The organism is Ferrovibrio sp. GW821-FHT12B10 (assembly GCF_058807515.1).
Genome location: NZ_JBXAQT010000001.1, coordinates 2,830,972 through 2,844,771, shown reverse-complemented (window position 1 = coordinate 2,844,771; position 13,800 = coordinate 2,830,972). Strand labels below are relative to the sequence as shown.

Sequence of the window (13,800 nt, the reverse complement as noted above, 5' to 3'; positions counted from 1 at the left end):
CGTCCTTCGGGATATCGGCAGACAACGAAAAAACCGGAACGGGGCGGGCAGTGTAGCCGATCTCTTCCCGCGTGACAGCAATCGCTTACCGCGCCCAAGGCGGGTATTGAATGGCTCGCTATCAGTCGACAGGTAGAATGCTGAATTATTTTTCGCAAAGATTCGCGGTTGATATGGCAGATTGCGTTCATCGCTTTCTGAACGGATTTACTCATGCCTTCTGCTTCACCCTCGCCCCGCTGTGTTCTGGCAGTCGACGATGACCGCCTTCTGCTCATGACCTTGCGGACCATGCTGGAGGAACTGGGGCATACCGTTTTTGAGGCTGTTTCCGGCAGCCAGGCACTCGGCCTCCTCGCACGCGAGAAAGCCATCGACCTGGTGGTCACCGATCAGTCGATGCCAGGGATGACGGGCATCGAACTGGCTGAGCATATCCGCGCCGTGGCACCGGACATGCCGATCATTGTAGTGAGTGGCTATGCCGAGTTGCCGCCCGGCGTCTCCGTGACGACACTGCGGAAGCCTTTCTTCCCGGAAGAGCTGGCGCAGGCCATCGCGAGGCTGCCGGCGAATACGCCGGCGTGACCATATGAAAACGGCCCGCCTTCCTTCGTAAAGACGAGCCGTTCCAAACTGTAAGTTTTATAGGGCGTCAGATATCCAGATTGACCACGTTCAGCGCGTTACCCTGAATGAAGTCGCGGCGCGGTTCCACCACATCGCCCATCAGGGTTTCGAACACGTTGTCGGCGTCCTCGGCATGGTCGACCTTGACCTGCAGCAGGCTGCGCGCCTCGGTATCCAGCGTGGTTTCCCACAGCTGCTCCGGGTTCATCTCGCCCAGACCCTTGTAGCGCTGCATGCTGACGCCCTTGCGGCCGGCGGTCTGCACACGCTCCAGCAGGTCGAGCGGTCCGCGGATCTTGTGGAGTTCGTCCTTGCGACGCAACTCCGACGCGTTCAGGTATGTCGCCTGCAGCTCGCCCGCCATCTCGTTCAGCTTGCGTGCCTCGGCCGAGCGGAACAGCTGGCCGTCAAGCAGATAGCTTTCAGTATAGCCGCGCAGGCTGCGCTTCACGCTGAAGGCGCCGTCGCCCGTCGGCTCGCAGACCCAGCCGCGCTCCAGTTCCGGCGCCAGGATGTTCAGCCGCTTGGCCAGCGCTTCGGCCGTGGCCGCCGCCTTGGCCGGATCGGCGGCGATATCGGTCTGCAGCATGCCCAGGATAGCAGCCTGTTCGACAATCCAGGGATTGTAACGCTTGCCGATGGCGGTCAGCAGTGCGCGCGAAACGCGGGCATGCTCCAGCAGAACCCGCAGGTCGTTGCCGGCGCGCTGGCTGCCGTCCTGCAGCTGCAGAACGGTGCCTTCCATGCCTTCGTTGATCAGGAATTCTTCCAGCGCCGGCTCGTCCTTCAGGTAGCGCTCGGACTGGCCGCGCTTCACCTTGTAGAGCGGTGGCTGCGCGATATAGAGATGCCCCGCATCGATCAGCGGCTTCATCTGGCGATAGAAGAAGGTCAGCAGCAGGGTGCGGATATGGGCGCCGTCCACGTCCGCGTCGGTCATGATAATGATCTTGTGATAGCGCAGCTTGGCCGGATCGAAATCCTCATGGCCGATGCCGGTGCCCAGCGCGGTGATCAGCGTGCCGATCTCCTGCGAGGACAGCATCTTGTCGAAGCGCGCGCGCTCCACGTTCAGGATCTTGCCGCGCAGCGGCAGCACGGCCTGGAAGGCGCGGTTGCGCCCCTGCTTGGCGGATCCGCCCGCCGAGTCACCCTCGACGAGGAAGAGTTCAGCCTTGGCCGGATCGCGTTCCTGGCAGTCCGCCAGCTTGCCCGGCAGCGAAGAGATGTCGAGCGCACCCTTGCGGCGGGTCAGTTCGCGCGCCTTGCGGGCAGCCTCGCGGGCGGCGGCGGCTTCCACCACCTTGCCCACGATGGTGCGGGCATCGGCCGGATGTTCCTCGAACCAGCTGGTGAGCAGCTCGTTGACCAGGCTTTCCACGGCCGGACGCACTTCCGACGACACCAGCTTGTCCTTGGTCTGCGACGAGAATTTCGGATCGGGCACCTTCACCGACAGCACGCAGGTCAGACCCTCGCGCGCGTCATCGCCAGTCAGCGTGACCTTTTCCTTCTTGGCGATGCCGCTTTCATTGGCATATCCGTTCACGCAACGGGTCAGCGCGCCACGGAAGCCGGCCAGATGGGTACCGCCGTCACGCTGCGGGATGTTGTTGGTGAAGCACAGCATCGTCTCGTGGTAACCGTCGTTCCACTCCAGCGCCACTTCGACCGTGATGCCGTCGCGCTCGCCGCGAATGGCGATGGGCGGCTTGTGCAGCGGCGTGCGATTGCGATCAAGATAGGCGACGAAGGCCTCGACGCCGCCCTCATAGCGCAGTTCGACGCGCTTGGGCTCGACGCCGCGCAGATCTTCCAGAACGATCTTCACGCCGGTGTTGAGGAAGGCCAGCTCGCGCAGGCGATGCTCCAGCGTGGCGAAGTCGAATTCGGTCTTGGTGAAGGTTTCCGCCGACGGCAGGAAGGTCACTTCGGTACCACGTTTGCCATCCGCCGGGCCGACCTCGGCCAGCGGGGCCTCGGCTTCGCCATGACGGAAGCGCATGTGATAGGCCTTGCCGCCGCGCCAGATGCGCAGGTCCAGCGTCACCGACAACGCGTTCACGACCGAGACGCCCACGCCATGCAGGCCGCCCGACACCTTGTAGGAATTCTGGTCGAACTTACCGCCGGCATGCAGCTGGGTCATGATGACCTCGGCGGCCGACACGCCTTCCTCGGGATGGATGTCGACGGGAATGCCGCGGCCGTTGTCGCGTACCGTCACCGAACCATCGGGATTGAGGCCGACATAGGCTTCGTCGCAATAGCCGGCCAGGGATTCATCGATGGCGTTGTCGACGACTTCGTAAACCATGTGATGCAGGCCGGTGCCGTCATCAGTGTCGCCGATATACATGCCCGGGCGCTTGCGCACCGCATCCAGTCCCTTCAGCACCTTGATGGCGGAGGAATCGTAATTTTCGCCGTTACCGTCGCTGCCCTGGGGCATCACTGCTTCGCTCATATCCTACAACCTCAACATCAGACGGAGGCCCGCGACGTCACAACGCCGTCGGCCACCGTGAAAAACTCGGCCTGGCCGTCGAGGCCTGCAAACAGGTCCTCGTCCGTCCCGGTCAACCAAACCTGCCCGCCGATGGCGAGCAATTCCTCATACAGCGCCGCACGACGCCGGCCATCCAGATGGGCCGACACTTCGTCCAGCAGCATCAGCGGCGCCACATGGCGACGCGCGCGGATCAGCCGCGCGTTGGCCAGTGTGATGGCGATCAGCAGCGCCTTCTGCTCGCCCGTCGAACACTGCGCTGCCGGCTGGTCCTTGTCGGCATGCCACACCGCCATGTCGCTGCGATGCGGCCCCTCGGTCGCCGTGCCCGCCTCGCGGTCGATGCCGCGCCGCTCGGCCAGCAGGCCGCGAAACTTCTCTTCGGCCGCCAATGCCGGCATGTCGGCGAGCCAGCCTTCGATCAGGCCCTGGGCCGCCAGCCGCGCCTTCGGAAACGGGCCGGTCGCCAGCGCCATGCCGGCTTCCAGACGGGCCAGACCTTCGCGCCGTGCCGCCGCCACCGCCAAGCCATGCTCGGCCATCTGGCTTTCCAGCGCGCCGAGCCAGCGTGCATCGGCATTGCCGGCCTTCAGCAGACGATTGCGTTCCCGCGTCGCCCGCTCATAGGCCGCCACCTGACGGGCATGGCCGCTGTCCAGACCGTAAACCAACCGGTCCATGAACCGCCGCCGCGTCGACAGCCCGTCGACGAACAGACGATCCATCTGGGGCGTCAGCCACACCACATCAAGGTATTCCGACAGCCCGTTGGCACTGCTCGCCGTCTCGCCGTTGATACGCACGACACGGCGTTCTGAACTCTCATCCTCGCCGGTAGCTTCGGCCAGACCGGTGCCGATGGCTACCGGACCGACATTGCTCGCCAGCTCCGCATGAGCGGCCCAGCGGCAGGGCGAGACACTACTGCGACTGACCTCCGACAGCTTGGCGCGGCGCAGACCGCGGCCGGGACTGAGGAAAGACAGCGCCTCCAGGATATTGGTCTTGCCGGCCCCGTTCGGGCCGGTCAGCACCACAGGCGCGCCGCTTAAGTGCAACTGCAGCTCGGCGTAGTTTCGGAAATCGCGCAACGTCAAGGACAGGACGGCGCTACCGCCTGCTGCCTCGCCTTCGTAAGCCCGCTCCGCAACCCGTACCGCGCTGCGCACCAAATCAGACTCGCATCGGCATCAGCACATAGAGCGCATCGTCGTCGCTCGGATCACGGACGACGGTGGGCGCCAGCGCGTCAGCCAGCAGGAACCGCACATTCTCGCCTTCGATCTGCCCGGCGATATCGAGCAGATAGCGGGAATTGTAACCAACCTCGACCGGCGCGGCGCTGTAGGCCGCCGTCAGCTGCTCGGACGCCGACCCCTGATCGGGGCTGGTGGCCGACAGCTCGATGCCATCGGGCTTCAGCGACATCTTGATGGCGCGGCTCTTCTCGGTCGAAATGGTGGCGACGCGGTCGACAGCAGCGGCAAAGGCCTTGCTGTCGACTTCCATCACCTTGTCGTTGTCGCGCGGAATCACGCGCTCGTACTCGGGGAAGGCGCCATCAATCAGCTTCGACACCAGCACCAGATCGCCGATGGCGAAACGGATCTTGGTGTCGCTGAGCTCAATGCGGGCTTCATTCGAGCCGCCTTCCAGCAGCTTGCGCAGCTCGCCCACGGTCTTGCGCGGCACAATCACGCCAGGCATGCCGGCGGCGCCGGCAGGCAACGGCGCTTCGACGCGCGCCAGACGATGACCGTCGGTCGCCACGGCGCGTAGCATCGGCACACCGGCGCTGCTGGCGGCATGCACGTAGATGCCGTTGAGGTAATAGCGGGTTTCTTCGGTCGAGATGGCGAAGCGCGTCTTGTCGATCAGGCGGCGCAGCTGATCGGCCGGCAGGCTGAAGCCATGCGGCAGGTCGCCGGCGGCCATCACCGGGAAATCTTCCTTCGGCAGACAGCTGAGCTTGAAGCTCGAACGACCGGCGCGCAGATCGAGGCGCTGTTCGGACGCCGTGAAGGTGAGTTCCACTTCCGCGCCTTCGGGCAGCTTGCGCACGATGTCGTAGAAGGTATGTGCGGCCACCGTGGTGGCGCCGGGCTTGGAAACCTTCGCCGGCAGCTTCTCGACCACGGCGATGTCCAGGTCGGTGGCGGTGAGCGCGAGCTTGTCGCCTTCGGCTTCCAGCAGCACGTTCGACAGGATCGGGATCGTGTTGCGGCGCTCGACCACGCTCTGGACATGGCTCAGGGCGGTCAGCAGGACGGCACGCTCGATAGTGAGTTTCATAGCTGAAAACCGGTCTGTTTTTGTTGCTTTGCGGCAGCCTTCTGCCGAGTCTGTTAAGTATATCAAAGGGCTGGTTTACACGCGAGGGATTTGCCCCCGTTTTGACCCGTTTTTGCATATGCGAAGGGGCCGCCTCTCGGCAGCCCCTGAATTCATTTAACTATATGATTTCGCTGAATAAAGCCGAAAAATCAGCTTTCCAGTTTGCGGCGCAGCAAATCAATGTCCTCGGCAAAGGCTGCATCGATCTCGCGCAGCTCCTCGATCTTGCGCACGGCATGCATCACCGTGGTGTGGTCGCGACCACCGAATTTGCGCCCGATTTCGGGCAGCGAACGCGAGGTGAGCTGCTTGGCCAGATACATCGCCACCTGACGCGGACGCGCCACGGCGCGCGCACGGCGCGGCGAATGCATGTCGGCGAAGCGGATCGAGTAATGCTCGGCCACGCGCTTCTGGATTTCCTCGATCGTCACCTTGCGATCGTTGGCGCGCAGCAGATCCTGCAGCACTTCCTGCGCCGAGGTGACGGTCACCGGCTTGCCGACGAGGCTGGCATAGGCCGAGATGCGGTTCAGCGCGCCTTCCAGCTCACGTACATTCGATGTGATGCGGCGGGCGAGGAATTCCAGCACATCCTGCGGAATGTTGGTCAGGCCGTTCTTCTCGGCCTTGGCCTGCAGGATCGACAGGCGCAGCTCGAAGTCGGTCGGATGAATATCGGCGACCAGGCCCCAGCCCAGACGCGAGCGCATGCGCTCCTCGATGCCTTCCAGATCCGACGGCGAACGGTCGCCCGACACGATGATCTGGCGGTTCTGGTCGCAGAGCGCGTTGAAGGTATGGAAGAACTCTTCCTGGGTGCTTTCCTTGCCGGCGATGAACTGGATGTCGTCGATCATCAGCACGTCGACCGAGCGGAACTGCTCCTTGAAGGCCATCGTGTCCTTGAAACGCAGGGCGCGGATGAACTGGTACATGAACTTCTCGGCCGAGAGATACACCACGCGGCGCTCGGGGAAGCGCTGGCGGATATGCCAGCCAATCGCATGCATCAGATGGGTCTTGCCCAGGCCCACGCCGCCATAGAGGAACAGCGGGTTGTAGGTCACCGTCGGGCTTTCGGCCACGCGCAGCGCGGCGGCGCGCGCCAGCTCGTTGGACTTGCCGGTGATGAAGCTCTCGAAGGTGAAGCGCGGGTCGAGCGGCGCGGACAGTTCGCGCTCGATATCGTCCATGTCGCGGACCTGCAGGGTCGGCAGGCCGGCCATGGCGTTCTTGACCGGAGCCGGACGGCCGGCGACAGGTGTGACGGCCTCGATGATCGGGCTGCCAGCGACGGCAACCTTGGCCTGCGGCGCCTGGGTGGCGCCGGTCGGACGCACGTGGATGATCACCCGACGGATCTCGGCATTTTCCAGCCGCCAGATTTCGCGCAGGCGCTCGCTGTAATGGTTGGCAACCCAGTCGCGCATGAAGCGGGTCGGCACGGCCAGATGGACGTCGCCGTCCTTGGCCAGACCTTCTTCGGCCAAGGCGAGCGGCTTCAGCCATGAATTGAAGGCTGCATCGCCGAAGGAGACGCGCAGGCGCGCGCGCACGCGCTGCCACTGCACATCGAGCGGTTCACCGGCGACGGACGGACGCGGGCCCTCGGAGAGGTCCGGCATGGAGGCAGACTGCGGCTGCGTATGAGACGACTTGACCATGACCGACCTCAGCTCTGGATCCAGGCGAGACCGGCAGCCTTCCAGCCACTCAATCGTCCACGATGCTTCTCGGCATCAAGATCGCCTTCAAAACCGCCGGCGACATTGAAGCAGGGGGAAAAACCAGCGGCCGTCATCGCCTTGGCGGCGGCGCGCGAACGGGCACCCGAACGGCAGATGAAATACAGCGGCTGGCCCGGCTTGACGCCGTGGGCGCGCAGTTCATCGGCAAAACGCGGATTAACACTCATCTCAGGATACATCTGCCAGGATACGAGGAGAGGCCGCTTGGACAGCTTGCCGAGATCAGGCGCGCCGACAAAGCTCCATTCCGGTTGGGTTCTTACGTCGATCAGCTGAGCGTTCGGGTCGCTTGCGAGCTGGTTCCAGGTTTCGGTCGTCGAGACATCGCCTGCATAGTCATCATCCCCCGCCTTCACCGAAGCCAACATCCCCAAACCTCGCGCCACGTTTGTTGTTTAAAATCTGTATTTTCGTCACGCGTGCTGGCGCGGACCAGAAGAACTTCCCACCAGCGGTGGAGCGCTTTTCTTGCGCCCTTGTGAGGTGTTGCAGAACCCCGTCTGTGCGCGTCAGCCGGGGCATTAAAGTGAAATCACAGGAGCCACGCAAGCGGACAGATGAAGACTCCCCGAAAAAAATTTTTCCCTGTGGCAGAATTAGAACTTGTCATTGCAATCCGCGCTTGGGCGCATAGCGAACAGCTATAGAGCACGGACTAATACCCTGACTAATCCTTGGGGTGTAAAACGTCTGTGAACGCGGCAGTTGCACGCTCAAGACCTTCGCAGTCGCATAAAAAAACATCGCCCGCTGCAGAGCAGACGGGCGATGCTTTGATGCTGTGAGACCGTGACGCGCGCGTGAAGCGCGCGACAGGAATCAAGCCATAGCTTTGACGCGGGCGTTCAGACGCGACAGCTTGCGCGAGGCGGTGCGCTTGGCGACCACGCCATTGGTCACGCTCTTGTCGAGAGCGGGCTGTGCCTGCTTCAGCGCGTCGGCGGCAGCCTTCTTGTCGCCGGCGGCGATTGCCGTCTCCAGCTGCTTCACGGCGGTGCGGACCTTGCTGCGACGCGCGCGATTGACGGCGGTGCGCTTCTTGGTCTGGCGGGCGCGCTTCTCCGCGGACTTGTGCTGAGCCATAGCTTGCGATTTTCCGATAGTTGTTACAGCCTTGCGGCGAAATTCAAGGCGGGCGTTATAGCCCCGCCCCCGGCAGGCGTCAACCCTGCAAACATCGCATTTTCCGAATGGTTTACGCGCCGATTCCCGCCACCGCGCCAGGCCCTTGGCAGGTCGGGGGCTGCTTGCGGGGCACAGCCACGGCCGGCATAGTGCCGCCATGCCTGACATCGCCTTGATCGCTCACATCATCTATCTGCTCGGCGGCGTCGCAGGTCTCATCCTGATCATGCGTAGCCCGCTGCCCGCTGCCCTGTTTTGGGGCACCGGTATCGTTCTGCACGTGGCCCTGGCGGCGGCCGAATTCGCCGCCCTCGTCGGCTGGCCCGGCCTGACCGGACTCGAATCCGACCTGCGCTACCTCGCCTTTACGCTGGGGCTGACAGGTCTTGCCTTTGGCGCCCTGTTCAGCCTGATCATCCCGCCCGGCAGCCCGCGCATCCTGCTATATAGCGGTATCGCCCTGGCGGTGCTGATGGGCGTGGCCGCCGACCGCCTGCCGATCGGAACCCTGCCCTTGCCGCTCATTCTGCTTGGTATACTCCTGCTGGCTGTGCTGGTCGGGCTGCGCCACCGGCCGGCGCCGGCCCGCTGGCTGCTGCTCGCGGTGCTGGCGCTGGCCGCAGCCGAACTGGCCCGCTACGGCTATCTCGGCCGCCTGCCCATCCCGGCTGCCAGCCTAATGCATATCTGCTCCGGCATCGCCCTGGCCGCCTTCGGTGTCACCGCCCACCGCGCGCGCTAAACTTTAGCTGAGCCAATTTTCGTTTGAGCCATTGGGACCAATTCAGTGGCTTGTCCGGATTTATTTTAGATATAAAATAAATTGCAGGCCGGCTCCACCCGAGGATCCGACCAAAGCACGGGGAACAGCATGCGCGTGACGATCGTCGGAGCCGGCCCGGCCGGTCTGTACCTGGCCCTGCTGATGAAAAAGGCCGATCCCGGCCATCACATTGCCGTTTACGAGCGCAACCAGCCCGACGACACCTTCGGTTTCGGCGTCGTCTTCTCCGACGAGACCCTGAACCAGTTCCTGGCCGAGGATGCCGGCACCCATCAGGCGATCCGCGACCATTTTGCCTACTGGCATGAAATCGACGTGGTCGCCGGCGGCGAACGCATCCGCTCTGGCGGTCATGGCTTCTGTGGGCTGGCCCGTAAGGTGCTGTTGCAGATCCTGCAGCAGCGCTGCGCCGAGGTCGGCGTCAGCTTGCATTTCAGCGCCGAGCAGCAGGATTTCGAAAGCCTGCGCCGCAATTGCGATCTGCTGGTGGGCGCGGATGGCATCAACAGCCAGGTGCGAGAACACTGGAAGGATACCTTCCAGCCCAGCCTGGACTGGCGACCCAACAAATTCGTCTGGCTCGGCACGACACTGCCGCTGGACACCTTCACCTTCATCTTCGAAGCGAACGAGCATGGCCTGTTCCAGGTGCATGCCTACCGCTTCGAGGACGGCCTCTCGACCTTCATCGTCGAGACCATGGAAGAGACCTGGACGCGCGCCGGCCTGGATAAGGCTAGCGAGGCCGACACCATCGCCTATTGCGAAAAGCTGTTCGCCAAACACCTGAACGGCCACAAGCTGCTCAGCAATCGTTCGATCTGGCGCAACTTTCCCACCGTCAAATGCCGCCGCTGGGTGCATGACAATGTCGTGCTGATTGGCGATGCCGTCCATACCGCGCATTTCTCCATCGGCTCGGGCACCAAGCTCGCCATGGAAGACGCCATCGCACTCAGTCGCACGCTGAATGCCGGCCATGCCACGGTGCAGGACGCTCTGAAGGCCTTCGAGGAGGCGCGGCAGACCGAAGTCTCGATCCTGCAGCATGCCGCCCAGGTATCGCTGGAATGGTTCGAGCATACTGACCGTTACAAGGATTTCGAGCCGATCCAGCTCGCGCTCAGCCTGCTGTCACGCTCCAAGCGCATCACCTATGAGAACCTGAAGCTGCGCGATCCGGCGCTGATCGCCCAGGTCGACCGCTGGTTTGCCGAGAAGGCTGCGCGCGAACAGGGCTTCGCGCTGCCCAAGGGTGGCCAGGTGCCGCCCCCGATGTTCCTGCCGTTCCGCCTACGCGACATGACAGTGGAGAACCGTGTCGTCGTGTCTCCGATGTGCCAGTACTCCGTCGAAGACGGCGTCCCCGATGACTGGACGCTGGTCCATCTGGGCAGCCGCGCCATCGGCGGCGCCGGGCTTATCATCACCGAGATGACCGACATCGCCGAGGCCGCGCGCATCACGCCCGGCTGCACCGGCCTATGGAACGAGGCTCAGGCAAAAGCCTGGCGCCGCATCACCGATTTCGTGCATGGCAATAGCCGGGCCAAGATCGGCGTGCAGCTCGCCCATGCCGGCCGCAAGGGCGCGACCTGCCTGCCCTGGGCCGGTGGCTATGACCAGCCGCTGCCCGAGGCCGAAGCCTGGGAAATCGTGGCGGCCTCGGCCATTCCCTACCTGCCCAACAGCCGGGTGCCGCGCCCGATGACACGCGCCGACATGGATGCGGTACGCAACGATTTCGTAGCGGCGACGAAGCTGGCCATCAGCGCCGGCTTCGACATGATCGAACTGCACATGGCGCACGGCTATCTGCTGTCCAGTTTCATCTCGCCGCTTAGCAACACCCGCACGGACGAGTATGGCGGCAGCCTGGAGAATCGCATGCGGTTCCCGCTCGAGGTTTTCATCGCCATGCGCGCCGTCTGGCCGAAGGAAAAGCCGATGTCGGTGCGACTGTCGGCCGTCGACTGGGTGCCGGAGCGCGGCCTGACAGTCGAGGACTCCATCGCCATCGCCAGGATGCTGAAGCAGCATGGCTGCGACCTGGTCGATGTCTCGGCCGGCCAGACCTCGAACGAGGCCAGGCCGCAATACGGCCGCATGTTCCAGACGCCGTTTGCCGATGCCATCCGCCAGGAAGCCGGCATCGCCACCATCGCCGTCGGCGCCATTACCTCGGCCGACCAGGTCAACACCATCGTGGCCTCGGGCCGCGCCGATCTCTGCGCGCTGGCGCGGCCGCATCTGGCCGATCCCTACTTCACCCTGCATGCAGCTGCCGATTACGACTGGCGCGGGATTTACTGGCCGCCGCAGTATCACGCCGGGCGGGACCAATTGTACCAATTGCGCAACCGCGAACGTGAAGAAGCAAAAGCCACGGACTCTTTCGCAAAGCAGCGCGCAAGAAGAGATGAAGTCTGACGACAGACCTGTCGCATGCTGAACAGTCTGGTGTAGGCTCGCGCTCTCGTCCTGCACCGGAGTTCAGACCACATGCGTGACCTGCATCTGCCCGGCCGTTCGGTGGCCATGGGCCGCCACGGCGCCGCGGCCACCTCGCACAGCCTGGCAACGCTCACTGCCATCGAAATCCTGCGCCGCGGCGGCAATGCCACCGACGCCGCGATTGCCGCCTGCGCCGTGCAATGCGTGGTCGAGCCCGGCTCGACCGGCATCGGCGGCGACAACTTCGTGCTCTACGCGCCGGCCGGCACCGACACCACCAAGGGCGGCAAGGTCTATGGCCTCAATGGCTCGGGCCGCGCGCCCAAGGGCCTGAGTGCCGACTATCTTCTCAAGCAGGACATCAAGGAAATCGGGCTGACCTCGCCGCATGCGGTGACCGTCCCCGGCGCCGTTGATGCCTGGTCCAAGCTGAACAAGCGCTTCGGCAAGCTGCCGCTGGCCGAGCTGCTGCAGCCCGCCATCGACTTCGCCGAAAAAGGCTTCCCGGTCACCGAGCGCGTCAGCACCGACTGGCATCGCAACGAGGCCAAGCTGAAAGCCGATCCGAACACGGCGCGCATGTGGCTGAAGGACGGCCTGCCCCCCAAGGCGGGCGAGACCTTCCGCCAGCCCGAGCATGCCAAGGTGTTCCGCGAGATCGCTAAGAATGGCCGCGATGGCTTCTATACCGGTTGGGTTGCCGAGGACATCGTGCAGTATCTGCAAAGCGTCGGCGCCACCCACACGCTGGAGGACTTCGCCACCCAGGAAGCCTATTGGGTCGATCCGATCGCCACCGCCTACAAGGGCGTCGAGATCCTGGAGATTCCACCGAACGGCGTCGGCATCATCACGTTGCTGATGCTGAACATCCTGAGCGGCTTCGATCTTAGCAAATACGATCCGGTCGGCGTTGAACGGTTCCATATCGAGGCGGAAGCCACCCGTCTCGCCTTCCAGGCGCGCGATCTTTATGTGGCCGATCCGGCCTTCGGCGACGTGCCGGTCGAGAAGCTGTTGTCAATGTCGTTCGCCGACGAACTGCGCAGCCGCATTGACCTGAAGAAGGCGATGGTCGCTCCGGGTCCGGTCGGTGGCCAGGCCTATCGCGACACCGTCTATCTCACCGTGGTGGATGCCGAGGGCAATGCCTGCTCCTTCATCAACTCGCTGTTCTGGCCCTACGGCACCGGCCTGTGCAGCCCCAAGACCGGCGTGCTGCTGCAGAACCGCGGCTGCGGCTTCAAGGTGCAGCCGGGCCATCTGAACTGCGTCGAGCCGCTGAAGCGCCCGCTGCACACCATCATCCCGGCGATGGCGCTGAAGGACGGCAAGCCCTGGCTCAGCTTCGGCGTCATGGGCGGCGGCTTCCAGCCGGTCGGCCAGACTCATGTGCTGAGCAACATCGTCGACTTCGGCATGAACGTGCAGGAAGCCATCGACTGCGCGCGCGGCTTCCATGTTGCCGGCAAGTTCGAGGCGGAACGCGGCATCCGCGAGGATGTGCTGCTGGGCCTGTCGAATCTCGGTCACGAGATCAAGCAGGCCGAGATGCCGCATGGCGGTGGCCAGGCCATCCTGATCGATCGCGTCAACGGCGTGTTGCAGGCCGGCTCCGACCCGCGCAAGGACGGCTGCGCCTTAGCGTACTAAGACGGAAAGCGCGGCGCGCCGGGTTCCAGCGCAACGCCGGTGGCGTTCACCGTAAACGACACCAGATGATAGAAGCCGACCAGCGCGATGATCTCGATCAGCTGGTCGGCTTTATAATGCACAGCCGCCTTCTGCCACAGCGCATCGCTCACCGTGCCGGTATCGACCAGCGCATCGGTGATCTCGACCAGCACGGCTTCATCTTCGATCCATGTCGAAGCATCGCCATGCAGGGTCGCGGCGATTTCCGCCTCGCTGAACTTCGCCTTGGCGGCGAAGAAGCCGACATGCACGCCCCATTCGTATTCCGCCTTCAGCCGTGCCGTGGTGCGCAGGATCACCAACTCGCGCTGGCGCAGGCTGATCGAGCCGCGATCGAGCAGGCCGCCGCCGGCCCAGCGGGTCAGCACGCGCGGGTTATGCGCCACCGTGCGGAACAGGGCGATATCGGCCGGCATCTGCGCCAGCGCTGCGGCGGCCTCGGCGGAATAGGGCTGCTGGATCGGATCGACACGGGCCATGACGGCAGGCTCCTGCTATGCTACAGAAATCGTAGCAAC

The 13,800-nt window shown here is 63.8% G+C and carries 11 protein-coding genes; 4 read left to right on the top strand and 7 right to left on the bottom strand.

Annotation, left to right across the window (positions count from 1 at the left end; genetic code table 11):
* Positions 1–213 precede the first annotated feature (213 nt).
* Positions 214–588, top strand: a complete 375-nt coding sequence (locus AC1RRT_RS14350; protein WP_493014489.1) for a response regulator — start codon at positions 214–216, stop codon at positions 586–588.
* Between the two features lie 67 nt (positions 589–655).
* Here the strand turns inward: AC1RRT_RS14350 and gyrB are convergent, their stop codons facing one another.
* From gyrB to rpsT, 6 genes are all read right to left on the bottom strand, one after another.
* Positions 656–3,097 (bottom strand): DNA topoisomerase (ATP-hydrolyzing) subunit B, encoded by a 2,442-nt coding sequence (gene gyrB, locus AC1RRT_RS14345; RefSeq protein WP_493014488.1) that lies wholly within the window; start codon positions 3,095–3,097, stop codon positions 656–658.
* 17 nt (positions 3,098–3,114) lie between these two features.
* On the bottom strand, positions 3,115–4,308 hold the full coding sequence (recF, locus tag AC1RRT_RS14340) for a DNA replication/repair protein RecF (protein ID WP_493014487.1): 1,194 nt from the start codon (positions 4,306–4,308) through the stop codon (positions 3,115–3,117).
* A gap of 4 nt (positions 4,309–4,312) precedes the next feature.
* Positions 4,313–5,431, bottom strand: coding sequence for a DNA polymerase III subunit beta (gene dnaN, locus AC1RRT_RS14335; RefSeq protein ID WP_493014486.1), 1,119 nt, complete (start codon positions 5,429–5,431; stop codon positions 4,313–4,315).
* A 191-nt stretch (positions 5,432–5,622) separates the two neighbouring features.
* Positions 5,623–7,140 (bottom strand): chromosomal replication initiator protein DnaA, encoded by a 1,518-nt coding sequence (dnaA, locus tag AC1RRT_RS14330; RefSeq protein ID WP_493014485.1) that lies wholly within the window; start codon positions 7,138–7,140, stop codon positions 5,623–5,625.
* Positions 7,141–7,148: 8 nt separating this feature from the next.
* Positions 7,149–7,592 carry a rhodanese-like domain-containing protein gene (locus AC1RRT_RS14325; protein WP_493014484.1) on the bottom strand — a complete coding sequence of 148 codons (444 nt, stop codon included), beginning with the start codon at positions 7,590–7,592 and terminating at the stop codon, positions 7,149–7,151.
* 451 nt (positions 7,593–8,043) lie between these two features.
* Positions 8,044–8,307: a 30S ribosomal protein S20 gene (rpsT, locus tag AC1RRT_RS14320; RefSeq protein WP_493014483.1), complete on the bottom strand. Its 264-nt coding sequence runs from the start codon at positions 8,305–8,307 to the stop codon at positions 8,044–8,046.
* A 199-nt stretch (positions 8,308–8,506) separates the two neighbouring features.
* On the opposite strand from rpsT, the gene AC1RRT_RS14315 reads away from it, so the two are divergent.
* The 3 genes from AC1RRT_RS14315 to ggt all read left to right on the top strand — a co-directional run bounded on the left by AC1RRT_RS14315 (position 8,507) and on the right by ggt (position 13,240).
* Complete coding sequence (locus AC1RRT_RS14315; RefSeq protein WP_493014482.1) at positions 8,507–9,091, top strand: hypothetical protein; 585 nt, start codon at positions 8,507–8,509, stop codon at positions 9,089–9,091.
* A gap of 129 nt (positions 9,092–9,220) precedes the next feature.
* Positions 9,221–11,563 carry a bifunctional salicylyl-CoA 5-hydroxylase/oxidoreductase gene (locus AC1RRT_RS14310; protein WP_493014481.1) on the top strand — a complete coding sequence of 781 codons (2,343 nt, stop codon included), beginning with the start codon at positions 9,221–9,223 and terminating at the stop codon, positions 11,561–11,563.
* Between the two features lie 72 nt (positions 11,564–11,635).
* On the top strand, positions 11,636–13,240 hold the full coding sequence (gene ggt / locus AC1RRT_RS14305; RefSeq protein ID WP_493014480.1) for a gamma-glutamyltransferase: 1,605 nt from the start codon (positions 11,636–11,638) through the stop codon (positions 13,238–13,240).
* Here the strand turns inward: ggt and AC1RRT_RS14300 are convergent.
* Positions 13,237–13,761, bottom strand: a complete 525-nt coding sequence (locus AC1RRT_RS14300) for a carboxymuconolactone decarboxylase family protein (protein ID WP_493014479.1) — start codon at positions 13,759–13,761, stop codon at positions 13,237–13,239. The genes ggt and AC1RRT_RS14300 overlap by 4 nt on opposite strands.
* Between the last annotated feature and the right edge of the window lie 39 nt (positions 13,762–13,800).